This is a genomic window from Stenotrophomonas sp. TEPEL (assembly GCF_004348785.1).
Lineage (GTDB): Bacteria > Pseudomonadota > Gammaproteobacteria > Xanthomonadales > Xanthomonadaceae > Stenotrophomonas > Stenotrophomonas indicatrix.
Genome location: NZ_QQXJ01000001.1, coordinates 1,164,406 through 1,188,439, shown reverse-complemented (window position 1 = coordinate 1,188,439; position 24,034 = coordinate 1,164,406). Strand labels below are relative to the sequence as shown.

Below are 24,034 nucleotides of genomic sequence, written 5' to 3'. Positions count from 1 at the left end.
CGACCAGCGGCAAGCCGGTCGCGTCAGGCGGGCCTAGCTTACGCCATCAATGCCATCAATCATTGCCGGCGATCGTCATCCGTCCCACCAGGATCGAGCCGGTGCGGATATGGGAGCGCGGATCGACGTCGCTGCCGACCGCCTCGATGGCCATGAACATGTCCCGCAGGTTGCCGGCGATGGTGATGCCGTCCACCGGATACTGGATCTGGCCGTTCTCCACGCGGAAGCCGCCAGCGCCGCGCGAGTAGTCGCCGGTCACCCCGTTCACCCCCTGCCCCATCAGTTCGGTCACCAGCAGGCCGTTGCCCATCTGCGCGGCGATGTCCTGCAGCGAACCGGCATTGGCCGCCAGCTGCAGGTTGTGCACGCCGCCGGCATTGGCAGTGGTCTGCAGGCCCAGCTTGCGCGCCGAATAGCTGCCCAGCACGTAACGCTGCAGCACGCCGTCACGCACCAGGGCCGAGGCACGCGTGGCCACGCCGTCGCCGTCGAAGGCGGCCGAGCGCAGGCCACGGCGCAGGTGCGGCAGCTCCTCGATCTGCATCCAGTCGGGGAACAGCTGCTGGTCGACGCTGTCCAGCAGGAAGCTCGCCTGGCGGTACAGTGCGCCGCCGGAGACCGCCGACAGCAGGTGGCCCACCAGGCTGCGCGCCACTTCCGGCGCGTACAGCACCGGCATGCTGCCGGTCGGCAGCGAACGCGGCTGCAGGCGGGCGATCGTGCGCTCTGCGGCGCGGCGACCGACGCTCGCCGGATCTTCCAGATCCTCGCGGGCCAAGGCGCCGGTGTACCAGCCGTCGCGCTGCATGCCATCGCCGGTGCCGGCGATCAGCGCACAGCCGATCGAATGATGGGTACCGCGCTCGCGGCCGATGAACCCATGCGAATTGGCATAGACCGACACGCTCTGCATGCTCGACACCGAGGCGCCATCGGAATTGCGGATCTGCGCATCGGCTTGGCGGCCCGCGGCCTCGCAGGCCAGCGCCAGGTCCACCGCGTCGTCGGCCTGCAGCTCCCAGGGGTGCCAGCCATCCAGTTCGGGGAAGTCGCGGGCCATCAGGTCGGCCTCGGCCAGGCCGGCGGCCGGATCATCCTCGGTATGGCGGGCGATCGCGCAGGCCTGCTCGACGGTGGCCAGCAAGCTGGCCTCGTGCAGGTCGGCGGTACTGGCACTGCCCTTGCGCTGGCCGAAGTAGACGGTCACGGCAATGCCGCGGTCACGGGTGGACTGCACGGTCTCGACCTCGCCGAGACGGACATTGACCTCCAGCCCACGGTCTTCGCTGCAGCTGACCTCGGCCTGGCTGGCGCCCAGAGCGCGGGCACGCTGCAGCAGCTGCTGGGAGATGTCGGCCAGCCGTTCCAGCCGGGCCGGGCTGTCGTCGCCGACGGCGACTTCAGGGGCGATCACGTTCAATGCTTTATCCTGTGCGGGTTGGGCCCGGCATCACGCCGGGCGACTTTTTTTGAAATCAGGTATGGACGATGCGCGGACGCGACGAAGAAACCGGTGAATTCCACGACAAGAGCCGCAGCCAGAACCGGCGCGATGCGCTCGACGTCCTGGCCCTGGGCGAGAAGCTGGTGTCGCTGACCCCGGCCCAGCTGGCGCGCCTGCCGATCCCGGAGGACCTGCTGCCGCACATCGCCGAGTGCAAGCGCATCACCGCCCATATCGCGCACAAGCGGCAGCTGGCGTTCCTGGCCAAGCACATGCGCCGCGAGGACGATGCCACGCTGGACGCGATCCGCGATGCGCTGGATGCCAACAGCGAAACCGGGCGCCGCGAAGTGGCGATGATGCACCGTGTCGAAGACTGGCGCGAACGCCTCATGAATGAAGGCGACAAGGCCCTGGCTGCGCTGCTGGATGACCATCCGCAGGCCGACCGCCAGCAGCTGCGCACGCTGGTACGCAACGCCCAGGCCGAAAAGGCCAAGAACAAGCCGCCACGCGCCTACCGCGAGATCTTCCAGGTGCTGCGCACGCTGATGCTGCCGGCCGCGCTGGGCCTGAAGGCGTCCGCTGAGGACGTCGAGGCAGACGAACCGGTCGGCGACGCCGACGAGGACTGAGTCCCCGTCGGGCATGGCGGTGGCTGTGGCCATCGCCGTGCTCAGGCCTGGGTACCGCCGACGGTGATGCCCTCGATCAGCAGCGACGGCTGACCAACACCGACCGGCACGCTCTGCCCGTCCTTGCCACAGATGCCCACGCCCTCGTCCAGGGCGAGGTCGTTGCCGACCATGCGCACCTTCTGCATGGTCTCCGGGCCATTTCCGATCAGGGTCGCGCCCTTCACCGGAGCGGTGATCCGGCCGTCCTCGATCAGGTACGCCTCGGTGGCCGAGAACACGTACTTGCCGCTGGTGATGTCGACCTGGCCGCCGCCGAAATTGACCGCGTACAGGCCCTTCTTCACCGAACGGATCATTTCCTGCGGGTCATGCTGACCGGCGCGCATGTAGGTGTTGGTCATGCGCGGCATGGTCATGTGCGCGAACGACTCGCGACGGCCGTTGCCGGTCGGCGCCACGCCCATCAGCCGCGCGTTGAGGCTGTCCTGCATGTAACCGACCAGGATGCCGTCCTCGATCAGCGTGGTGCACTGGGTCGGGTGGCCTTCGTCATCGATGTTGAGTGAACCACGGCGTCCATCCAGGGTGCCGTCGTCGACGATGGTCACGCCCGGGGCGGCCACGCGCTCGCCGATCCTGCCGGCGTAGACGCTGGTGCCCTTGCGGTTGAAGTCACCTTCCAGGCCATGGCCGACCGCCTCGTGCAGCAGCACGCCCGGCCAGCCCGGGCCCAGCACCACCGGCATCACACCAGCCGGCGCCGGCACCGCTTCCAGGTTCACCAGGGCCTGCCGCAGCGCCTCGCGCGCAAAGGCTTCCGGGCGGCCATCGGCAAACAGCGCTTCATAGCCATAGCGACCGCCGCCGCCGGCATAACCCGACTCACGGCGGCCGTTCTGCTCGACGATCACCTGCACGTTCAACCGCACCAGCGGGCGCACGTCGGCGCCCAGCACACCATCGGTGCGGGCAACCAGCACGGTATCGACGCCACCGGACAGGCTGACCATCACCTGCTTCACGCGCGGGTCGGCCGCGCGCAGGTAGCCGTCCAGGCGCTTGAGCACCTCGACCTTGGCTTCGTTGCCGATGCCGTCGATCGGGTCCAGCGCTGGATACAGCACGCGCGCATCGCCGCGCAGCAGCGAGCGTCCGGTCTGTGCACCGCCTTCGCGCGAGATCGCACGTGCCGACTGCGCTGCGGTCAGCAGTGCACCGGCATGGATGTCATCGGAATAGGCAAAGCCGGTCTTCTCACCGGCAATCGCACGCACGCCCACGCCCTGCTCGATGGAATGGGCGCCGTCCTTGACGATGCCGTCTTCCACGCTCCAGCTTTCGCGCCGGGCATGCTGGAAATACAGGTCGCCGAAGTCGACACCGGGGCCGAGCAGTTGGCCGAAGGTGCGCTCCAGGCCAGCGGTATCCAGGCCACCGGGGCGCAACAGGCGATCTTGGGCAAGCGTCAGGGCGTTGTCAGTCATGGTCTCGATCTGGGGGTGTGAAGGCGGTCAGGCAAGGCCGCCCTGGGGAAACGGGGGCCGCGCTCAGCGCGGTGGCGGTGGTTCGGTGACGGTCGGCGGCACGGCCGGCAACGGCGGCAGGCGCGGCGGCGGTGCGGGTACTGGCGCGCGTTCGCGGCTGCGCTCGATCACCTCCACCTTGGGCTCCTTCCAGGGGCCGGTCACCTTGTAGGTGCGGGCACCGATCTCGCCCAATGGCTTGGACAATACCGCATTGGTGGCTGCACCCAGCGCTGCGCCCACCGGGCCGCCGGCCACCGCGCCGACCACGGTCAGCAGGTTGCCGGCGCGCGGGTTGACGTCGATGGTCTGGTCGAACTGCTGCTTGCGCAGGTCGGCCTGGCCACGGATGGTGATGTTCGCTGCCGGCCCTTCGATCAACACCTTGTCGGTACGGGCCATGCCCTCGCCGAACTGCACGCTGCCCTCGACCTGGTTGAACGCGAAGCCCTTGGAGAAGAAGTCGCGGAAGTCGAACATCAGCCGCCGCGGCAGCTGGGCGACGCTGAGCAGGCCCAGCACGCGGCCGGCACCCGGCTCCAGCTCCAGCAGCTGGCCATTGCGGGCATTCACATCAAGCTGGCCCTGCAGGTTGCCCAGCTGGAAGTCCGAGGGACCGCCGGGCCACGAGGCCTGCAGCTGGGCGTGGCCGGAGCCGCCGCGCAGCTGGCCGCCGTAGTCGAGGTTCTGCAGCAACCCGCCCAGGTCTTCACTGCGCACCTGCGCATCAAGCGCGGTTCGCGAACCGCCGCCCTTGCCCAGCCAACGGCCACGGATGTCGATCTCCTGGCTGGGGGCGCGGAACTGCAGTTGTTCCACGCTCAGGCCATTGGCGATCGGCCGCGTTCGCAGCACGGCCTGGCCCAGCACGACCTTGCCGAACTTCAGGTCGGCGATGTCCAGTGCGAACGGCGGCAGCTTGGCCGGGTCCATGTCGTCGGCACCGGCCTGCACCCGCGCCGGTGCCGCCGTGGCTCCGGGAAGGGTCGGCAGCGATTGCCAGTACACGCGCTCGAGCTGGCCGCTGATGGTGCCGCCATCGGCGTTGGGTACATTCAACTTGCCGGCCAGCGAGGGGCCATCCAGGCGCACATCCAGCGCCTGCGGGCCAGGGCGCAGCTGCAGGCGGGTCTGCTCGAACACGCCGCCGATCAGCATCAGCTGGCCGACCTGCACGTCCACTGCGCGCAGCGGCATCGGGTCGCCATCGCCACCGGCACCACGGGCCAGGCCGATCCATTCCAGCGCATCCAGGGTCGGGCTGCGGCCATTGATGGTCAGCCCGCTGGGCGGTGGTTCGCGGTCAACGTGGTCGCTGCCCAGGGTGACCTGCACGCCGGTCTGGTTGTTGTGGCTGCGCGCGGCCAGCGCCAGGCGCTGGCCGAACGCCACGTCGATGCGGCCGGCGCCCATCGGCAGCTGTGCGGCCACGGTGGTCGGCAGCGGTTCGTTGGCCGGCTTCTGCAGCGGTGCCGGCAGGTCCAGGCGGGTGCCCAGCAGATCCGAGCGCAGGCGCAGCTCGCTGGGCGGCGCTGGTGTACCCGGCGCGACCTTCGGCAGGTTCACCGCGATGGTCCACGGCGAGGTGCCGTTGATGTAAGGCTTCAGCCAGGCCATTTCCGGCGCGCGGTCGATCAGCACGCCCGCATCGAGCGTGGCGGCCAGTTCCGATTCGAAGGCCAGCTTGGGGTCACGCACGAAACCACCGGCGCGCAGGCTCAGCCGGCCGTCCTGGCCGAGGTGGCGCACTGCCAGCTCCTCGGCGGCGAAGCCCGCGTTGCTGTAGCGGGCCTGCCCGCGCATGTTGTCGAATTCCAGCTGGAAGCGCTTGTCGACCAGCTTCAGCCCGGCCAGGTCCACCGTGCCCTGCAGGTGGCCACCGCCCTGGTCATGATGCAGGGGCTGCAGCAGGTCGAAATGCACGTTGGCCGGCCCGCTTGCCGCGAGGTTGTCCAGGGTGTCGCCGTATTCCTTGTGCAGCGGGCTCTGCCGCAGCATCGCCAGCAGCTTGCCGGCGTCGCCTTGGCTGTCGGCGCGCACGTACAGTGGCTGCTGGCCGAAATCCTGGATGCCGGCTTCGAACGTCTGTACTGCCACGCCGGCCAGATCGCCGCTCCCCTGCATGTGGAAGCCAGGGCCGATGAAGGCGACATCGGCATCGACCTGGCCCATCAACGGCCAATCGTGCTGGAAGCGGATGTCACCGTTGCTGATGTGGCCGGTGGCCTCGAAGCGGCCATCGTTGTTGTCGAACGGCCAGTCGTCCAGGTCACCACTGACCAGGCCGATGCCGTTGCGCACCTGGCCGCCGGCCAAGGCCATGTCCAGCCAGTCGGTGGCGCCCTTGCTCATCCTGGAGTGGATCCAGAAACGCTTGGCCGCGGTCATCGGTACATCGTCCAGCTTGGCCGCCAGCTGCATCCACGGCCGGGTGCCATCGCCCTGGAACCAGAGACCACCGCGCACGTCGGCAGCGTAGTCGGTGCCTTCCACACGCATCGCCGGGGTGCCGATGCGCCAGCCACCGGCCTCGTCGCGCCAACCGACGATCTGCCCGGCCAGGCGCAGGTCGTGACGCACGCCGAAACCGGTTGGCCAATCGAACTGCAGCTGGCGCTGGGGCTGCAGCTGCAGGCTGAAGCCGTTGGCATCGCCCTCGAAGCGGCCACCCAGGCCGCGCAGGCCCGGCGAGTTGCCAACACTGGCAAAGCCCAGCGACTGCAGTTCGCCCTGCATCCACAACGGGCCATCCTGCTGCCCGCGCAACTGCAGCTGCGCCACCTCCAGCTGCGGCTTGGCCAGGTACAGCCAATGCCGCAGGCCCGCGTCCAGGCGGTCGCTGAGCGCCAGCGCACGCAACGCGGTACCCGCCTGCGCTGCTGCGGCCTGCACCTGCATCTGCTTGCCCACCCGCAGTTGCAGCCCATCCAGCTGCTGCTGGCTGCCATCGGCCTGCAGGCGCAGGCGCGGCACCTGCAGCGCCCAGCCTTCTGCCGTCCGCTGCCAACGCAGGCGCGCCTGCAGCCGTTGCAATTGAATTTCCGGGCGCGCCACGCCAGGCATCGGCGCGCCTTCGACACGCAGATCACGCAGGTCCGAATCGGTGGTCAGCGCCACCGGGGCGAAATCACGCAGTGTCAGCCACAGGTTGAGCTCGCCCTTGCCCTGGCGCAGGCGCATGCCGCCGGCCGCCAGCAACGGCGCCCAGGCACGGAAATCGATCGGATCGGCGCCTACCCAGGCCTGGCCGTTGCCGCGCTGGCGATCCAGGTCCAGCACCGCCGTCAGCGGCAAGGCGTCGGTCTGTGCCCAGGCACGCACGCCCACCCGCAGGCGGTCGCCATCCACACGCAGGCGCAGGTCGATACGTGGCAGGGTGGCATCGACACCCAGTGCCGGCGCATGCACGCCCAGGCGACCACCAATCACCTGCAGTTCGCCCAGCCGGCGCAACGCATCCAGCGGATCGCCGCCAGCGCGGGACTGCGGCAGGCCGCGCACCGACCAGCGGCCATCGGCGGCCTGCTGCAGGTCCAGCGCCAGGCCGCGCAGGCGCAGTTCGGTCAGCGAGCGGCCCGGCAACAGGCCGCTGTACATCGACACCAGCACCTCGGCATCGCCGATGGCCAGGCCCTGGCCCGCGCCGATGCGCAGGCCCTTCAACTGCAGCAGTGGACCACGTCGGGTCCAGGCGGTGTCCAGGCGTTCGAAGCGCACCGGTTGCCCGGCGCGCGTGCTCAGCCAGGCCGCGATCCGGTCCGGATGGCGCTCAGCCAGCGGCAACAGCTGGCTGAGGGTGCCGACCAGCAGCGCAAGCCCGACCAGGCCGACCGCGCATGCGGCGATGAAGTGACGGCGGATCCTTCGCAGTCGCAGGCGCGGCGGCGCGCTCATCGGCCACCGAAAGCAGACAGCCGGCCTGGATCAGAGCAGAACAACATCGAACTGCTCCTGCAGATACTGCTCGTCCGCCTGGAAGCGGATGCTCTTGCCGAGGAACTCTTCCAGCTCGGCCACGGCCGTGGATTCCTCATCGGTGATCCGCGCCACCACCTTGCTGGACGCGATCACCAGCAGGCGCGCGGCATCGAACTGGCGCACCGCGCGGGTGATCTCGCGGAAGATCTCGTAGGTCACCGTTTCGGTGGTCTTGATGGTGCCGCGGCCACTGCACTGCGGGCAGGTTTCCGACAGCTGGCGCTCCAGGCTTTCCACCGTGCGCTTGCGCGTCATCTCCACCAGGCCCAGCGGCGAGAAGTCGTACACCGTGGTCTTGGCATGGTCGCGGGCCAGCGCCTTTTCCAGGGTACGCAGTACCTGGCGGCGATGTTCGGCGTCATCCATGTCGATGAAGTCGATGATGATGATGCCGCCCAGGTTGCGCAGGCGCAGCTGCCTGGCCACCGCCTGCGCGGCCTCCAGGTTGGTGCGGAACACCGTCTCTTCCAGGTTGCGCTGGCCGAGGAACGAGCCGGTGTTGACGTCGATGGTGGTCATCGCCTCGGTCTGGTCGATCACCAGGTAGCCACCGGATTTCAGCGGTACCTGCTTGTCCAGCGCACGGCCGATCTCGTCCTCGACCCCGAACATGTCGAAGATAGGACGATCACCGCTGTACAGCTCGATCTTCTCTGCCAGCACCGGCATGTACTTGGCCACGAACGCCTGCAGCTGGGCGAAGGTCTCCTTCGAGTCCACCTTTACCTTGTCCACGTCCTTGCGGATCAGGTCGCGCACCGAACGCAGCGGCAGGCTCAGGTCTTCATAGATGTTGCTGCACGACGCCGCCTCGCGGCCGCGGCGCTCGACCACGTTCCACACCCGTGACAGGTAGGCGATGTCTTCGGCGATGGCCTCGGCCGGCTGGCCCTCGGCATTGGTGCGCACGATGTAGCCGTAGCCGCCGTGCTGGGCCGACAGTTCGGTCACCAGCGCTTTCAGCCGCGCGCGCTCGCCTTCGTCCTCGATGCGCGCCGACACGCCCACCACCTTCGACTGCGGCAGCAGCACCATGTAGCGCGAGGGAATGCTGATCTGGGTGGTCAGGCGTGCGCCCTTGGTCCCGATCGGATCCTTCACCACCTGCACCACGATGTCCTGGCCGTCGCGCAGCAGCTCCACGATCGGCACGCTGGACGGCGGCGGCAGGGTCGTGTTCTCGGTATCGGCGCTGGCCACCGGCGCCGGCCGCACCACGTCGTTGGCGTGCAGGAACGCGGCGCGCTCCAGGCCCACTTCGACGAATGCCGCCTGCATGCCCGGCATGACCCGTTGTACCTTGCCCTTGTAGATGTTGCCGACCACACCCCGGCGCCAACCGCGCTCGATGTGCAGTTCCTGCAGCATGCCGTTCTCGATCACCGCGACCCGGGTTTCGCGCGGGGTCACATTGACCAGGATTTCCTCAGACATCGGCAGCCTCCCTGGCGGCATCAGCAGTTGGGGCCAGCACGCCGCAGCGTGCCAGCAGACGATCGGTATGCAGCAACGGCAACCCCATGACACCGGAGTAGCTGCCGGAAAGGTGTTCGATCCAGCGCTCGGCACCGCCCTGGATGGCATAGGCACCCGCCTTGTCCAGCGGCTCGCCGGTGGCGACGTAGGCAGCGATGTCGGCGGACTCGATGGCGGCGAAGGTGACCTCGGAAACAACCAGTTCGCTGTCCAGCCCGCGCGCGTCCACCACCACCACGGCGGTCATCACCTGATGGGTGCGCCCGGCCAGCCGTGCCAGCATCGCCCGCGCGTCGGCCGCGTTGGCCGGCTTGCCGAATACTTCGCCATCGAGCACCACTTCGGTATCCGAGCCCAGCACCCGCGCCTGCGGGTCATCGGCCAGCACCCGTGCCAGGCCGGCGCGCGCCTTGTCGGCGGCGACCCGGCAGACATAGTCCTGGGCACTTTCAGAGGCCGCGCGCTGCTCGACGACCTCCAGGTCCAACGCCTGGAAAGGGTGTCCGAGTCGGGCCAGCAGCTGGTTGCGTCGGGGGGAGCGGGAAGCAAGATAGAGCATCGACACAGCATAACCTGACGCCGGTACCTGAATCGTCGGACAATCCTTCCCGGCGCCTGCAACCCCGAACGGACTCACAACGCGTTCATCGCTACGACACCACCCTCACCGCCACAACAAGGAGATCCCATGCGTCGCACCGCCACCCCGCTGCTGCTTGCCCTGTCCCTCGCTCTTGGAGCTTCGATGACCGCCCATGCCGACCCGTCGTCGCCGTCGATCGCCGCCGCGGCCGAAGGCACCCTGCTGAACATCTCGGCCAACGCCGAAGCCACCCGCGTGCCGGACGTGGCCACGCTGTCGGCCGGCGTGGTCACCCAGGCCGCCGACGGCAACAGCGCCATGCGCCAGAACGCCCAGCAGATGGACAAGGTACTGGCTGCGATCAAGGCCGCCGGCATCGCCGAGCGCGACGTGCAGACCAGCGGCGTCAGCCTCAACCCGCAGTACCGCTATGCCGACAACGAAGCCCCGAAGATCACCGGCTACCAGGCCAGCAACACCGTCAGCCTGAAGGTCCGCGACATCGCCAAGCTCGGCAAGGTGCTGGACGCGCTGGCCGCGCAGGGCGCCAACCAGATCAACGGCCCGCAGTTCGAGATCGACCAGCCCGAGCCGGTCTATGACGAAGCGCGCCTGGCGGCACTGAAGAAGGCCCAGGCCCGTGCCCAGACCTATGCCAAGTCGCTTGGCCTGCAGGTGCGCCGCATTGTCAGCATTTCCGAGAACGCCGGTGGCGGTTTCCGCCCGATGCCGATGATGCGTGCGCAGGCCGCCGGCATGGCAATGGACAAGGCCACCCCGGTCGCCCCGGGTGAATCGACCGTCTCGGTGAACCTGGACGTGGTGTTCGAACTGGGCCGCTGAGGCTCCTTCCGTTCAACCGACGGCGCCCTGCGGGGGCGCCGTTTTCGTTTCCACCGCCGCCGTGCCGGCAGCGTTACATGAAGGCCAGCCCAACGCTGCCGCCCCTGCCTCTAGGCAGTGGTGGAGGCAGCGCGCTAATGATTGACTGCCAGCCGCGTGCGGCAACCCCGATGGCGGCCCTGGTGCGTTGAGGACTTCGACACTGGCATGGAGGTGGACCATGGTTCGTACGTATCCCGTAGTACCCCTGCACTTCGATCCCGCCCGCGTTGCCGCCTGGAGTGCGGCCATCGCCCTGCATCTGCTCGCGTTCCTGTTGTTGCTGATCCCGGCGACCTACCAGGCCATTACCGCGCTGCCGCGCGATCAGACCACGGTACGGTTCATTCCCAGGGAAGAGCCCAAGCCGATCGAGCCGCTGCCGGTGCCGACCGAGCCTGAAAAGGTGGAGGTGGTGCACAAGCGGCAGGCCACGCCGGTGCCCGCACCACTGCCGACGCCCACCGCGACGGTCGAGGAGGCCCAAGGCATCATCCTGCCGGCGGCCGAGCCGACCGCGGTGCAGGCTGCGCCGACCATTGCCCCGTCCACGCCGCTGGCCGGCGCCCAGCTGCAGTACCGCAACAACCCGCCGCCCAGCTACCCGATCCAGGCCCTGCGCAATCACGAACAGGGCACGGTGCTGCTGCGGGTGGAGGTGGACCCCAGCGGGCAGCCGGTGAACGTCAGCATCGAACGCAGCAGCGGCTCGCGCAGCCTCGACCAGGCCGCCCGCCAGCAGGTGCTGCGCCACTGGCGTTTCGTGCCGGCCGAGCGTGACGGCATGGCCGTTCCCGCCATCGGCATGGTGCCCGTGCAGTTCTCCCTGCCCGACTGAGCCACCGACCGGCCCGGCAGCNCGCCGGGCCGGTCACAACGGTGAATGGGCCGAAACAGGGCCAAGCTGCCCGGTTATTTGCGATCCGTTGGAAAACCGTTACGAATTTAGTAAAACTTCACACCTTCGTCACCTGCCGGAAACCTAGATTGACGCGTCCCGGGACACACCGGAGACAGCCCTCAATGCTCGAGTTTTCCAGTCAGGAGAGAAGCTGTGAAACACCCGATCCAACGGCCCGCCAGCCGCCGCCGCAACCACCTGGCAACGTCCATTACCCATATCCTCACCGGCGGTGCCCTGCTGCTCGCCGGGGCCGTGGCTTCCTCTTCTGCTTTCGCGCAGGAACAGGCCACCAACCTTGACCGGATCACCGTCACCGGTTCGAACATTCCGCGTACCAACACCGAGACACCGTCGCCGGTGCAGGTGGTGACCCGCCAGGAAATCGATCGCACCGGCAAGACCACGGTGGCCGAGTACCTGCAGACCCTGACCGCTGACGGTTCCGGTTCGATTCCGAAGACCTTCGGCAACGGCTTCGCCGGTGGTGGCGCAGGCATTTCGCTGCGCGGCCTTGGTGCCGGTTCGACACTGGTGCTGTTGAACGGCCGCCGCATGGCGACCTATGGCCTGGCCGATGACGGCCAGAAGGTGTTCACCGACCTCAGCACCATTCCCCTCGACGCTGTCGAGCGCGTGGAAGTGCTGAAGGACGGCGCCTCGGCGATCTATGGTTCCGATGCCATCGCCGGCGTGGTCAACATCATCCTGCGCAGCGACTTCCAGGGCGCGATCCTGCGCGGCTCCTACGGCATTTCCGGCGACGGCGATGGCGATGCCAAAAAGGCCACCCTGACCGCCGGTACCGGCGACCTCGCAACCGATGGCTGGAATGCGTTCTTCAGCCTGGATGTCGGCAAGACCGACGCGATCAAGATCAGCGACCGCAAGAACCGCAAGTGGATCGGCACCGGCGATATCCGTCCGTGGGGCTACGGCAACAATGCCCAGTTCCTGGGTGGCGCCTTCCTGTCCGGCCGCACCCGCGGTGGCGTGGGCCCCACCGGCGCGGTATATGACGACCGCAATGTAGACGAAGACAATCCCGCCTTCCTGGTCGCGCTGCCGGGCTGCGCCGGCCTGACCACGATCCCCGGCCAGACCGAGGCCACCGCACAGGCCCAAGGTTGCCTGTGGGATCCGAACCAGCTGTACCGTGACCTGACCCCGGAGGAGAAGTACGTCAACGTGTTCGGCCGCGCCAGCTTCGCCTTTGGCGAGGGCGGTGAGGTCTACACCGAAATCGGCTACTCGAAGAAGGAAACCACCTTCAGCAACACGCCGTCGGGCGTGTCCGGCGGCTGGGGCTATCCCGGCGGCCCGGTCAACGCCAACAGCGGCGACGGGGCAACGGTGCTTGGCCCGAACCATCCGGACAATCCGATCCCGGGCCAGGCCTCGCGCCTGCGCTATTCGGCGTGGGATGTCGGTCCGCGCGTGACCAACAACACCAACGAGTTCAACCGGTTCCTGGTTGGCGTGAAGGGCAACTGGGGTGACTGGAGCTACGACACCGCCTACCTGCACTCCGGCACCGATCTGGTCAACAAGCGCACCGGCTTCCTGCGCTACAGCGCCGTGCAGTGCGCACTGGGCAATCCGAACTGTGCCGGCGGTGTGTGGCGCATCGGCGACAATGCCAACCTCAATTCGCAGGCACTGTACGACTACATCTCGCCGCAGATCAGCGCACGCGCCAAGTCCAGCCTGGACATGTTCGACTTCACCGTGTCGCGCAGCCTGATGGATCTGAAGGGTGGCCCGCTGGGCCTGGCGATGGGCACCGAGTGGCGCAAGACCAGCAACAGCCTGACCCCGCAGACCTACACCGACCAGGGTGACATCATCGGCCTGGGCTACTCGGCCTACGACGGCACCCAGAACGTGTATGCCGGCTATGTCGAACTGTCGGCGCCGGTGCTGGAGCAGCTGGAACTGTCGGCCGCCATGCGCTATGACAAGTATGAAAGCGGCGAAGGCAAGGCGACGCCCAAGGTCGGTATCAAGTGGACCCCGGCCGACTGGATCGCGCTCCGTGGCAGCTATGCAGAAGGTTTCCGTGCCCCCAATCCGGCTGAAAACGGCGATGGCGGCCTGGCAGCGTTCTCCAATGCCGCCGACCCTGTGCGCTGCCCGGGCGGCAATCCGGCCCCCGGTGCAACGGACGACGATTGCGGCGCCCTGCCGGTCGCCATCATCACCCGCCCGAACAAGGATCTGAAGCCGGAAGAGTCCAAGAGTTATTCGGTGGGCATCGTGCTGCAGCCGACCTCCTCCACCTCGCTGACCGTCGATGCCTGGCAGATCAAGCGCACCAATGAAATCGCCCAGGGCGATACCGGCGCAGCCATCGCTGCAGGCAACGTGCTGCGCGACAACAACCTGCTCAACGGCGTTCCCGGCACCGGCAGCATCCTGGCGGTAAACACGCAGTACATCAACGCTGCATCGACCCGCGTGCGCGGCATCGATACCGATATCCGCCAGACCTTTGACATTGGCCCGGGTCAGCTGGAAATGGACCTGCAGTGGAGCCACGTGCTGAAGTTCGAGCGCACCGATGCCGATGTCACGAGGGATTACGCCGGCACCCATGGCAACTGCGATGTGACCAACTGCATCGGCACGCCGAAGAACCGCATCAACTTCGGCACTACCTGGAAGCAGGGCAGCTGGAGCGTCAGCGGCGTTGCCAACTACATCTCGAAGATGGAGAACACGGACTTCCGTGGCCCGGACGGCTCTTACCAGTTCGCCTATGCCGACGGTACCGACGTCACCAAGATCTCCTCGTTCACCACCTTCGACCTGTCCGGCCGCTGGAACATCACCGAAGCCTTCGAGCTGAACGCCTCGGTGCAGAACGTGTTCGACCGCATCGCTCCGCTCGATCCGACCACCTACGGTGGCGTGAACTACAACCCGCTGCACTTCAGCGGTGCCATTGGTCGCTACTTCACCGTCGGCGCCAAGTACACCTTCAAGTAATCCTGCTGCAGCGTCACCCGCAAAGGCCCGGGCTCACGCCCGGGCCTTTGCTTTTCTACACACGCGTCAGCGTCCATCATGGGTGCACCTTCTCCTGCGACCGGCGCGATGCCCTCTTCCAACCAACGCCTTGGCCTGGCCGCACTGACCGCACTGGTGGTCGGCTCGATGGTCGGTGCCGGCATCTTCTCGCTGCCGCAGAACGTGGCGCGCAGCGCCGGCCCGGCCGCCGCGCTGATCGGCTGGGCGGTGAGCGGTGCCGGCATGCTGATGCTTGCCTTCGTGTTCCAGGCCCTGGCCAATCGCCGCCCCGACCTGGACACCGGCATCTATGCGTACGCGCGCGAAGGCTTCGGCAACTACATCGGTTTCTCCGCCGCGTGGGGCTACTGGGTCGCTTCGGTGCTCGGCAACGCCAGTTTCTTCGTACTGATCTTCAGCGGTCTCGGCCACTTCGCACCGGTGTTCGGCGAAGGCAATACACCGGCCGCCATCGCCGCATCGTCGCTGTTGCTGTGGACCGTGCACCTGCTGGTACTGCGTGGCCTGCGCACCGCGGCGATCATCAATGGCCTGGTCACCGTGGCCAAGCTGGTGCCGATTGCGCTGTTCCTGATCCTGGCAGCCGGCGCATTCCGCATGGACGTGTTCCGCGCCGACTTCTTCGGCGCTCCCGCGCTGGGCGACATGGGCCAGCAGCTGCGCGGGATGATGCTGGTCACCGTGTGGGTGTTCATCGGCATCGAAGGTGCCAGCATCTATTCGCGGCGCGCGGCACGACGCGCCGATGTCGGCCGCGCCACCGTGATCGGCTTCCTCGGCGTGTGGCTGCTGCTGGTGCTGGTCAGCCTGCTGTCGATGGGTGTGCTGTCGCAGGCCGAACTGGCCGGCCTGCCCAATCCCTCGATGGCCTATGTGCTGCGCGCGATCGTTGGCGAATGGGGGGCGACGGTGATCATCATCGGCTCGATCATCTCGGTACTGGGCGCGCTGCTGGCATGGGTGCTGCTGTGCGCCGAGGTTCTGTTTGCCGCCGCTGGCGATGGCACGATGCCGGCCTTTCTCGGCCGCGAGAACGCGCGCGGCGTGCCCGCCAATGCGCTGTGGTTGAGCAACGGCCTGATCCAGCTGTTCCTGCTGCTGGTGCTGTTCAATTCGGGCAGCTACACCAGCCTGGTGCTGCTGGCGGCGTCGATGAGCCTGGTGCCGTACTTCCTGTCCAGCGCATTCGGCGTGAAGCTGGCTTGGCAGGGCGAGGCATACGCCAGCGCGGCCGGCGCCCGCTGGCGCGACTTCATCGTCGCGCTGCTGGCCAGCGCCTATGCGTTGTGGCTGGTGTATGCCGGTGGCCTGGACAACCTGCTGCTGTCGGTACTGCTGTATGTGCCGGGCGTAGTGCTGTACGCGTTGACCCGGCGCCAGCGTGGCGAGCGGGTGTTCACGCGCTGGGAATGGGTGCTGTTCGGCGCGATCCTGGTGGTGGCGATCGCTACGCTGGTGGCGTTCGCCCGTGGTGCGCTGACCTTGTAAGGCCGAGCCACGCCCGACGCTAGTGCTTCGTCAGCATGCCGATGTCATGCATCCAGCGTTCTGCCAGGCTGGGCCATGCCGACACCGGCGCATCTTTCAGGCGCAGGCCGAACGCGTGGCCGCCGTGCGCGAACAGATGCATTTCAACCGGCACGCCGGCATCGATCAGTGCGCGGTGATAGACCAATGCATGACGGACATCGTCCGTCGGGTCATCGGTGGCCTGCACGATGAACGTCGGCGGCGCCTTTGCATCGACCACGATGTCTTTTTCCAGCGAATCATCCTTGCGTACCCAGAGATGCCCTGGATACAGCAGCATCGCGAAATCCGGCCGGCTGGACTGCACGTCGGCCGCATCCAGCGGTGCATAGCTGCGCTGCGCATGCGTGCTCAACCCCGCCACCACATGGCCGCCGGCCGAGAAGCCGATCACGCCCAACCGTTGTGGATCGATCATCCAGCGCGCGGCCTGCGCACGCAGCAGGCCCATTGCCCGCTGCGCATCCTGCAAGGCCATCGGCACGGCCGGGATGTCGCGGCAGTTGCATTCGCGGTCCCAGTTCGGTCCCGAGGCCGGTACGCGATACTTCAGCAGTGCGCAGGTGACGCCCTGCGCGGTCAGCCAATCGCAGATCTCGCTGCCTTCCAGGTCGATCGCCAGCACGTTGTAGCCACCACCCGGTATCACCATCACTGCCGTTCCGTTGGGCGAGCCTTTCGGCGGGAACACGGTGAGCGTGGGCACGGCCACGTTCTGCAGCATCATCCAGCGCTCGCCACTGGCCTTGGACACGTTTTCGCTGACCTGCTCGCGGCCTTTCAGCTTCGGTGGCGCCATCACCTGCCCATCGGGCCAGAGAGGGAATTCGGTGGTACCGGCTGGCGGGTGCCAGGTAGCAGGCGCGGCTGCAGATGCGGTAGACGGCAGCAGGACCATCAGCAGGAGAAATGCAAAGCGAGCGCGCATCGTCAACATCCACGTGATGGACCTGCAGTGTAGAGTCGAGTCCGCTCGAAAGATCGCGCGCCATGCATCCACGCATGGCGTGGATCTACCGCCGCACGCGACTGCGCGGCGCGACACAATAAAAAAGGCCTGCATCTTGCGATGCAGGCCTCTTGAATGTGGCGCCCGAAGTTGGACTCGAACCAACGACCCCCTGATTAACAGTCAAGTGCTCTAACCGGCTGAGCTATTCGGGCAGACCGCCAGTATAACGACTCTTCACGCGCGATGGTAGGGGTGATTGGCCAACATCGCAGCAGCGCGATACAACTGCTCGGCCACCACCAGCCGCACCAGCATGTGCGGCAGCGTCAGCGGGCCGATCGACCACTTTTCATCGGCCAGTGCAGACACTTCCGGCGAATGCCCTTCGGGGCCACCGATCAGGAACGCCAGGTCCCTGCCCTGTCCGCGCCAATGCTCCAGGCGCTGCGCCAGCTGTTCGGAACTGAGCTGGCGGCCCGGTACGTCCAGGGCAACGACATAGGCATTCTTTGGCAGCGCAGCGATCACCCGCTTGCCTTCGTCCTCGGTGGCGCGGCGTGCATCGCGACCTTTGCCACGCAGGCCGGGCTCGATCTCCACCAGTTCAAAGGGCAGCCAGTGCGAGAGCCGTTTCTGGTACTCGGCAAACCCCTGCGCCACCCAGCTGGGCGCGCGTTCGCCGGTGGCGATCAGGCGGGCGCCGTCGAAAACCGCATCAACGAATGGCTCAGGCCACTTCGTCGTCTTCGTGGGACGGCGGCTGGTCGCCAACGGTCCACAGGCGCTCGAGCGCGTAGAACTCGCGCACGCGCGGCAGCATCACGTGCACGATGACGTCGCCCAGGTCGACCAGCACCCATTCGGCTTCACGCTCGCCTTCAACACCCAGCGGCATGACATCGATGTTCTTGGCAAAGCGCACGACTTCGTCGGCGATGGACTTCACATGGCGTGTCGACGTACCCGACACGACCACCATGTAGTCGGCGACGCTGGACTTGCCGCGTACGTCGATCTCGACCGGGTCCTTGGCCTTCAGGTCTTCGGTGGCTTGACGGACGCTGGCCAGCAGTTCCGGCACGGAGGGCGGCGGGCTGGGCAGATCGACCTTGATGGTCTGGGGCTGGGTCTGGTTGCTCAAAGCGGGTCGACTCGATAAACGTGGGGGCGATTATACGGGCACAGCGCGGCAACCGTATTCACGAGGTGGCGGGGCGGTACAGGCCGTGGCCAGAAACGTAGTCGGCCACCGCCGGTGCCAGCATGGCCCGCCACGGGCCGCCCGCGGCGATCTGGGCGCGCACGGCACTGGCCGATTCCACCCGCAGCGGGTGGTGCAGGCGCAGGATGCGGCCGGCCGGGCTGGTGAACAGGGCCTGCTCGTTGTCGGCCCAGCGCCCCTCGGTGGCCTGGCCCAGCGCGCCGTCGACACTGGCCCGCAGCGGGCTGCCGGGCCGCTCGGCAACGATGAAATGGGCCAGACCGAACAACGCCTGCCACTCGTGCCAGCTGGGCAGGCCCAGCAGGCTGTCGGCCCCCACCAGCCACGCCAGCGGGCGGCTGGGGCCCAGTTCGGCCCGCAGTTCGCGCAGGGTATCGACGGTATAGGAAGGTCGGCCAGGGAAGCGCTCGGCCCGATCCAGCTCATGCCGGTCCAGCAGCAGGCCCGGCTCATCGCCGATGGCCAGGCCGAGCATGGTGCAGCGTTGCTCGGCGGTCGCGCCCGGTACCGCGCGATGCGGCGGGTCGGCAGCAGGCAGCATGCGCACCGCCACCTGCAGTTCATCGCGCGCAGCGCGCGCGATTGCCAGATGGCCCAGATGCACCGGGTCGAAGGTGCCCCCGTAATAGATCCGAAGGCTCATGGATCAGGCCCGGGCGAGCAGCCGCACCGCACGCGCTTCGGCCACCGCCACCAGCAGGCGCTCAAGTGCAAGCCAGGCATCGCCGTCTGCGCGGCCCTTGGCGATGCGGTCAACCAACCCTGCTTCGGCCACGAAACGTTCCCAGCGCTTGCCTTCCGGATGCCGCTGCAGCGCGCGCTTGTAGGGCGCCTGCCGCGATTCCCAGATACCCCGGGATTTCATCTCCGCCGCCAGATTGCCGCCGCGTGCCTGTACCCGTGCCAGGCCGGCACCGGCCAACAGCTCGCGGATCACGATCGGCATCAGCGCGGCCACGGCCTCGCCTTCGCCGCGCAACCCGGCCAGCATCCTCAATACCGCCTGGGGCTGGCCGGAGAAGGTGGCTTCCACCAACCGGAACACGTCGTAGCGGGCAGCATCGGCCACCAGCGATTCCATCCGTTCCACGTCCAGGGTCTGGCCGTCGGCCAGCAATACGAGCTTGTCGATCTCCTGCGCAGCCGCCAGCAGGTTGCCTTCCACGCGTTCGGCCAAGCGCTGCACGGCCGCCGGTTCGGCGCGCAGGCCCCTGCCGCGCAGGCGCCGTTCGATCCAGTCCGACAGCTCATGCGGCTTGATGGCCCAGGCCACCGACAGCACGCCGACGCGGTTCACCGCCTCGGCCCATTTGCCCTGGTGGGCCTTGCTCCATTCGTTGGCGGTGATCATCAGGATCACGTCCGGCGCCGGGTTGGCACAGAACCGGCTGATCACCTCACCACCCTCCTTGCCCGGCTTGCCACTGGGCAGGCGCACTTCCACCAGGCGGCGGGCACTGAACAGGCTGGGGGCATTGAAGCTGGCGTCGAGCTGGTTCCAGTCGAAATCACGGCCATCGGCATCGAACACTTCGCGCTCGTCGATGCCGGCCGCACGTGCACGGGCACGCACGGCATCAGCCGCCTCCAGCACACGCAGCGTTTCCGGACCGGCGATCAGATAGACCGGCGCCAGCGCCGTGTCAGCGCCCTGCCCGGCCAACTGTTCCGGTCGCAGTTCCATCGGGCGCCCGGCTCAGTGCTGGACGGCGGGTGCGGGCTCGATCGGATCGTGCTCGACCGGCTTCGGCGCCGACAGGCTGCCGCCCTTTTCCAGTTCGGCGCGGACCACGCTGTCGATACGGCGGATGATCGAGGCGGACATTTCCCGCCGCAGTTCGTCGGCCAGGATCTCGCGTTCGGTGGTGGTACCGGTGGCGTCGGTTGGCGGCGACACATAGTCGCGCGACAGTTCGATCACCTGCTGCGGCACCAGCTCGCTGCCGTCTTCGCGGCGGAAGATGAAGATCACCGCATAGCGCAGGCTGTATTCCTGCGCGCGGCCCTGCGAGTCGATCGCGATGGGCAGGTCGCCCCAGCGTTCGGACAGCACCTGCAGCTGGGCGTTGGGGCCCTTGCTGTCCTCATCGGCCAAGCGCGCACCGGAGGCCAGCAGGCTGCGGTTCAACAGCTTGACCAGCTCGCTGTAGGGCGCGGTGGAGACCACCTTCACCGGCGCCGTGTCGGTCGGCAGCATCAGTTTGTTGCGCAGGTGGAAACCGCAGCCGGCGAGGCCGAGGACGAGAACGAGGGCAAGCAGGATTCGGGTCATGGAGACAGTCTGGCGGAGCCGGGCGATCACGGCAACAGACAGGGTGCCCGAGGCCGCGTGAACGCAGGGCCATCGGCCGGGCGTGCCCGGCGTGGCGACAACGCACCGACCGCCACGATGGCGGCCGGTGCCAGGTACATCAGGCAGCGACGATGTTCACGATCTTGCCGGGGACGATGATGATCTTGCGCACCGTCAGGCCTTCCAGGAACTTGGCCGCGTTCGGCTCGGCCAGCGCCAGCGCTTCAACCTGTTCGCGCGCGGCATCGGCGGCGACCTCGATCGTGCCGCGCAGCTTGCCATTGACCTGCACGGCCAGGGTCAGCGCGTCGCGAACCAGCGCACTGCTGTCGGCCTGCGGGAACGGCTGGTCTTCCAGCAGCGTTTCGCCATGGCCCAGCACCTGCCACAGGGCGTGGCTGGCGTGCGGGGTGATCGGGTTGAGCAGCAGCACGATGGCCTGCAGCGCTTCCTGGCGCACGGCGCGCCCCTGCTCGCTGCCGTCCTCGAACTTGGCCAGCGCGTTCATCAGCTCCATCACTGCGGCGATCGCGGTGTTGAAGCTGTGGCGGCGGCCGTAATCGTCACCGACCTTGCCGATGGTCTCGTGGGTCTTGCGGCGCAGGGCCTTCTGGCTGGCATCCAGTGCGGCCGCGTCGAGCGCCGGTGCGGCACCGTCGGCAGCGTGCTTGTGCACCTGTGCCCACAGGCGGCGCAGGAAACGGGCCATGCCGTCCACGCCGGCTTCGTTCCATTCCAGCGACTGTTCCGGCGGTGCAGCGAACATCGAGAACAGGCGCACGGTGTCGGCACCGTACTTGCCGACCATCGCCTGCGGGTCCACGCCGTTGTTCTTCGACTTGGACATCTTCTCTGTACCACCGACCACCACCGGCTGACCGTCGGCGATCAGGGTGGCGCCGGTGATGCGGCCTCGCTCGTCGCGCTGCACTTCCACATCGGCCGGGTTGATCCAGTCCTTCGAGCCGTCCGGGTTCGGCCGGTAGTAGGTCTCGGCGATCACCATGCCCTGGCACAGCAGGTTGCGCGCCGGCTCGTTGCTGTCCACCATCCGCGCGTCGCGCAGCAGCTTGTGGTAGAAGCGGAAATACATCAGGTGCAGGATCGCGTGCTCGATGCCGCCGATGTACTGGTCCACCGGCAGCCAGTAGTTGCCACGCTTGTCGACCGCATCGCGGGCGCCCGGCGAGGTGTAGCGGGCGTAGTACCAGCTCGACTCCATGAAGGTGTCGAAGGTGTCGGTCTCACGCTCTGCCGCGCCGCCGCAATCGGGGCAGGTGGTCTTGCGCCATTCCGGATCGGCCTTGATCGGCGAACCGGTGCCGACGAAGTTGACGTCTTCAGGCAGCACCACCGGCAACTGGTCTTCCGGCACCGGCACCGCGCCACACTTGTCGCAGTAGATCACCGGAATCGGGCAACCCCAGTAGCGCTGGCGGCTCACGCCCCAATCGCGCAGACGGTAGTTCACCCGGCGCTGGCCCTGGGCCTTGCGCTCGAACCGTTCAGCCAGCGCTTCGAAGGCGCCCTGGAAGTCCAGGCCGTCGAACTCGTCGGAGTTGACCAGTTCGGTCTCGCGGGTCTTGTCGCCGTACCAGTCCTGCCAGCGCGTCGCGTCGTAGGCGCCCTCGTCCTTGCGCGGCGACTTCAGCGCGATGACCTGGCGGATCGGCAGGTTGTACTTGTTGGCGAATTCATTGTCGCGCTGGTCGTGGCCCGGTACGGCCATCACCGCGCCGGTGCCGTAGCCCATCAGCACGAAGTTGGCGACCCACACCGGCACCTTCTCGCCGGTGACCGGGTGGATGGCGCGCAGGCCGGTATCCATGCCGCGCTTTTCCTGGGTCTCCAGCTCGGCCTCGGACACGCCGCCCTGCTTCATTTCCGACAGCAGCGCGGCCAGTTCCGGATTGTTCTTCGCCGCATGCAGGGCCAGCGGGTGCTCGGCCGCGATCGACACGAAGGTCACGCCCATCACGGTATCCGGACGGGTGGTGAACACGCGCAGCGGATCCAGTGCGGTGCCATCGACATCACGCACGTCGAACTGGATTTCCAGGCCTTCGGAGCGGCCGATCCAGTTGCGCTGCATGGTCTTGACCGACTCCGGCCAGCCGTCCAGTTCGTCCAGGCCGTCCAGCAGTTCCTGGGCGTAGTCGGTGATGCGCAGGAACCACTGCGGGATCTCGCGCTTTTCCACCAGCGCGCCGGAGCGCCAGCCGCGTCCGTCGATGACCTGTTCGTTGGCCAGCACGGTCTGGTCGACCGGGTCCCAGTTCACCACCGCGTTGCGGCGGTAGGCCAGGCCCTTGCGCATCAGGCGGGTGAACATGCGCTGCTCGTGGACGTAATAGTCCGGGCGGCAGGTGGCGAACTCGCGCGACCAGTCGATGGCATAGCCCAGCGACTTCAGCTGGCTGCGCATGTGGTCGATGTTCTTGTAGGTCCAGGCGGCCGGCGCGGTCTTGTTCTTGATCGCGGCGTTTTCCGCCGGCAGGCCGAACGCGTCCCAGCCCATCGGCTGCAGGACGTTGTGGCCGGTCATGCGCTTGTAGCGGCTGATCACGTCGCCGATCGTGTAGTTGCGCACGTGGCCCATGTGCAGCGCACCGGACGGATACGGAAGCATCGACAGGCAGTAGTACTTCGGCTTGTCCGAGGCTTCATCGACCTCGAAGGCACGGGTAGCATCCCAGTACTGCTGGGCGGCGGATTCAACCTGCTGCGGATCGTAAACGTTGGGTTCGACGCTGGTCATGTAACACGCGGTTGCGGCGGCAAAGCGGTACAGCGTACCGCAGTGCGGCAAATGGCTCCAATCCTGCCTGCCGGACCGGCGCGCGGCGTGGCTGCGGGAAGCGTCTCAGCGCCCGCGCGACAGAGGCAGGGCCAGGGCCAGCCACAGCGCCCAGCAGGCAAAGGCCAACCGCTGCGCCAGCGCCGCCGGCAGTACCCCCGGCAGACCGAACGCCAGCAGACCGGCACCGATTCCGCAGGCCAGCGTCAGCAGGCCCAGCCTGCGCCCGCCGGAATGCCGCAGCCGCGCCGCGCCCAGCATCACGCTGCCGGCGACAAAGGCCAGTGCCCAGACCATCCACACGCTGGCGTGCAGCTTGCTGGCAGGGCCCTGCATGCCCATCTGGTCTTCGAAATCCAGCGGCAGCAGGCCCATCGCGATGAAGGCGAGACCGGCCAGCAGCAGCATCTGGCTGCCCACGCGTGCCGTCCAGGCGGCGTCCACCGGCAGCTGCCGGCGCAGGCGCTCGGCCACGACCACCGCCAGTGCACCCGGCAGCACCAGGCCCAGCAGGTTGAAGCCCAGCGCATGGGGGATGCCGTGCGCACCCAGCCAGGTCACCGGATGCATCGCCTGCGAATAGTCCGGCAGGGCCGCACCGAAGCCGGCCACCGACAGCACGAACAGAGCTGCAGCGAGCATGCCTACCCAACGATCCAGCCGAACCACGGACATTGCAGCCACTCTTCAGGAGAACATCAGGCCATTGTCACGGCAGCCGGCACCTGCGCCAAGCCGTCCGCGATTTCATGGGGGGCGTGACCGCAGGGTTGAGACCGGCA

General features: G+C 67.5%; 18 protein-coding genes and 1 tRNA gene. 5 read left to right on the top strand and 14 right to left on the bottom strand.

The window, feature by feature from the left end:
- Positions 1–55: 55 nt before the first annotated feature.
- Positions 56–1,423 (bottom strand): metalloprotease PmbA, encoded by a 1,368-nt coding sequence (gene pmbA, locus TEP_RS05255; RefSeq protein ID WP_132824522.1) that lies wholly within the window; start codon positions 1,421–1,423, stop codon positions 56–58.
- A gap of 68 nt (positions 1,424–1,491) precedes the next feature.
- Here pmbA and yjgA point away from each other — a divergent pair, with 68 nt between their 5' ends.
- Positions 1,492–2,082 carry a ribosome biogenesis factor YjgA gene (gene yjgA, locus TEP_RS05250; RefSeq protein ID WP_132824521.1) on the top strand — a complete coding sequence of 197 codons (591 nt, stop codon included), beginning with the start codon at positions 1,492–1,494 and terminating at the stop codon, positions 2,080–2,082.
- A 41-nt stretch (positions 2,083–2,123) separates the two neighbouring features.
- Here the strand turns inward: yjgA and tldD are convergent, their stop codons facing one another.
- The 4 genes from tldD to TEP_RS05230 all read right to left on the bottom strand — a co-directional run bounded on the left by tldD (position 2,124) and on the right by TEP_RS05230 (position 9,621).
- Entirely contained in the window at positions 2,124–3,569 is a 1,446-nt protein-coding gene (gene tldD, locus TEP_RS05245) for a metalloprotease TldD (RefSeq protein ID WP_025879285.1), read from the bottom strand.
- Positions 3,570–3,632: 63 nt separating this feature from the next.
- A complete protein-coding gene (locus TEP_RS05240) occupies positions 3,633–7,502 on the bottom strand; it encodes a YhdP family protein (protein WP_132824520.1) in 3,870 nt (1,289 codons plus the stop codon).
- A gap of 30 nt (positions 7,503–7,532) precedes the next feature.
- On the bottom strand, positions 7,533–9,020 hold the full coding sequence (gene rng, locus TEP_RS05235) for a ribonuclease G (RefSeq protein ID WP_025879287.1): 1,488 nt from the start codon (positions 9,018–9,020) through the stop codon (positions 7,533–7,535).
- A complete protein-coding gene (locus TEP_RS05230; RefSeq protein WP_025879288.1) occupies positions 9,013–9,621 on the bottom strand; it encodes a Maf family nucleotide pyrophosphatase in 609 nt (202 codons plus the stop codon). Before TEP_RS05230 ends, rng begins: the two co-directional genes overlap by 8 nt.
- Positions 9,622–9,750: 129 nt before the next feature.
- Between TEP_RS05230 and TEP_RS05225 the strand changes: the two genes are divergently transcribed.
- From TEP_RS05225 to arcD, 4 genes are all read left to right on the top strand, one after another.
- Positions 9,751–10,488: an SIMPL domain-containing protein gene (locus tag TEP_RS05225; RefSeq protein ID WP_025879289.1), complete on the top strand. Its 738-nt coding sequence runs from the start codon at positions 9,751–9,753 to the stop codon at positions 10,486–10,488.
- A gap of 220 nt (positions 10,489–10,708) precedes the next feature.
- A complete protein-coding gene (locus tag TEP_RS05220) occupies positions 10,709–11,365 on the top strand; it encodes an energy transducer TonB (RefSeq protein ID WP_132824519.1) in 657 nt (218 codons plus the stop codon).
- A 216-nt stretch (positions 11,366–11,581) separates the two neighbouring features.
- On the top strand, positions 11,582–14,416 hold the full coding sequence (locus tag TEP_RS05215) for a TonB-dependent receptor (RefSeq protein WP_132824518.1): 2,835 nt from the start codon (positions 11,582–11,584) through the stop codon (positions 14,414–14,416).
- A gap of 108 nt (positions 14,417–14,524) precedes the next feature.
- Positions 14,525–15,946, top strand: coding sequence for an arginine-ornithine antiporter (gene arcD / locus TEP_RS05210; protein ID WP_132824517.1), 1,422 nt, complete (start codon positions 14,525–14,527; stop codon positions 15,944–15,946).
- 19 nt (positions 15,947–15,965) lie between these two features.
- On the opposite strand, the gene TEP_RS05205 is transcribed toward arcD, so the two are convergent.
- From TEP_RS05205 to TEP_RS05165, 9 genes are all read right to left on the bottom strand, one after another.
- Positions 15,966–16,916 carry an alpha/beta hydrolase gene (locus TEP_RS05205; protein ID WP_132824516.1) on the bottom strand — a complete coding sequence of 317 codons (951 nt, stop codon included), beginning with the start codon at positions 16,914–16,916 and terminating at the stop codon, positions 15,966–15,968.
- Between the two features lie 159 nt (positions 16,917–17,075).
- Positions 17,076–17,152 (bottom strand) — tRNA-Asn (locus tag TEP_RS05200).
- Between the two features lie 22 nt (positions 17,153–17,174).
- Positions 17,175–17,633: a 23S rRNA (pseudouridine(1915)-N(3))-methyltransferase RlmH gene (rlmH, locus tag TEP_RS05195; RefSeq protein WP_132826455.1), complete on the bottom strand. Its 459-nt coding sequence runs from the start codon at positions 17,631–17,633 to the stop codon at positions 17,175–17,177.
- Positions 17,634–17,667: 34 nt separating this feature from the next.
- A complete protein-coding gene (gene rsfS / locus TEP_RS05190) occupies positions 17,668–18,081 on the bottom strand; it encodes a ribosome silencing factor (protein WP_049467016.1) in 414 nt (137 codons plus the stop codon).
- A gap of 58 nt (positions 18,082–18,139) precedes the next feature.
- Positions 18,140–18,805, bottom strand: a complete 666-nt coding sequence (nadD, locus tag TEP_RS05185; RefSeq protein WP_025879296.1) for a nicotinate-nucleotide adenylyltransferase — start codon at positions 18,803–18,805, stop codon at positions 18,140–18,142.
- 3 nt (positions 18,806–18,808) lie between these two features.
- A complete protein-coding gene (gene holA, locus TEP_RS05180) occupies positions 18,809–19,846 on the bottom strand; it encodes a DNA polymerase III subunit delta (RefSeq protein WP_132824515.1) in 1,038 nt (345 codons plus the stop codon).
- 12 nt (positions 19,847–19,858) lie between these two features.
- A complete protein-coding gene (gene lptE / locus TEP_RS05175; protein ID WP_132824514.1) occupies positions 19,859–20,434 on the bottom strand; it encodes an LPS assembly lipoprotein LptE in 576 nt (191 codons plus the stop codon).
- 139 nt (positions 20,435–20,573) lie between these two features.
- Positions 20,574–23,213 carry a leucine--tRNA ligase gene (gene leuS, locus TEP_RS05170; RefSeq protein ID WP_132824513.1) on the bottom strand — a complete coding sequence of 880 codons (2,640 nt, stop codon included), beginning with the start codon at positions 23,211–23,213 and terminating at the stop codon, positions 20,574–20,576.
- A 105-nt stretch (positions 23,214–23,318) separates the two neighbouring features.
- Complete coding sequence (locus TEP_RS05165; protein WP_033831703.1) at positions 23,319–23,927, bottom strand: DUF998 domain-containing protein; 609 nt, start codon at positions 23,925–23,927, stop codon at positions 23,319–23,321.
- Positions 23,928–24,034 lie beyond the last annotated feature (107 nt).

Coding starts and splice junctions, on each gene's coding strand:
- yjgA (WP_132824521.1), top strand. CDS start 1,492: ATGCGCGGACGCGACGAAGAAACCGGTGAATTCCACGACAAGAGCCGC.
- arcD (WP_132824517.1), top strand. CDS start 14,525: ATGCCCTCTTCCAACCAACGCCTTGGCCTGGCCGCACTGACCGCACTG.
- nadD (WP_025879296.1), bottom strand. CDS start 18,805: ATGAGCCTTCGGATCTATTACGGGGGCACCTTCGACCCGGTGCATCTG.
- leuS (WP_132824513.1), bottom strand. CDS start 23,213: ATGACCAGCGTCGAACCCAACGTTTACGATCCGCAGCAGGTTGAATCC.
- holA (WP_132824515.1), bottom strand. CDS start 19,846: ATGGAACTGCGACCGGAACAGTTGGCCGGGCAGGGCGCTGACACGGCG.
- tldD (WP_025879285.1), bottom strand. CDS start 3,569: ATGACTGACAACGCCCTGACGCTTGCCCAAGATCGCCTGTTGCGCCCC.
- TEP_RS05205 (WP_132824516.1), bottom strand. CDS start 16,916: ATGCGCGCTCGCTTTGCATTTCTCCTGCTGATGGTCCTGCTGCCGTCT.
- TEP_RS05230 (WP_025879288.1), bottom strand. CDS start 9,621: ATGCTCTATCTTGCTTCCCGCTCCCCCCGACGCAACCAGCTGCTGGCC.
- TEP_RS05220 (WP_132824519.1), top strand. CDS start 10,709: ATGGTTCGTACGTATCCCGTAGTACCCCTGCACTTCGATCCCGCCCGC.
- TEP_RS05165 (WP_033831703.1), bottom strand. CDS start 23,927: ATGTCCGTGGTTCGGCTGGATCGTTGGGTAGGCATGCTCGCTGCAGCT.
- TEP_RS05240 (WP_132824520.1), bottom strand. CDS start 7,502: ATGAGCGCGCCGCCGCGCCTGCGACTGCGAAGGATCCGCCGTCACTTC.
- lptE (WP_132824514.1), bottom strand. CDS start 20,434: ATGACCCGAATCCTGCTTGCCCTCGTTCTCGTCCTCGGCCTCGCCGGC.
- TEP_RS05225 (WP_025879289.1), top strand. CDS start 9,751: ATGCGTCGCACCGCCACCCCGCTGCTGCTTGCCCTGTCCCTCGCTCTT.
- rng (WP_025879287.1), bottom strand. CDS start 9,020: ATGTCTGAGGAAATCCTGGTCAATGTGACCCCGCGCGAAACCCGGGTC.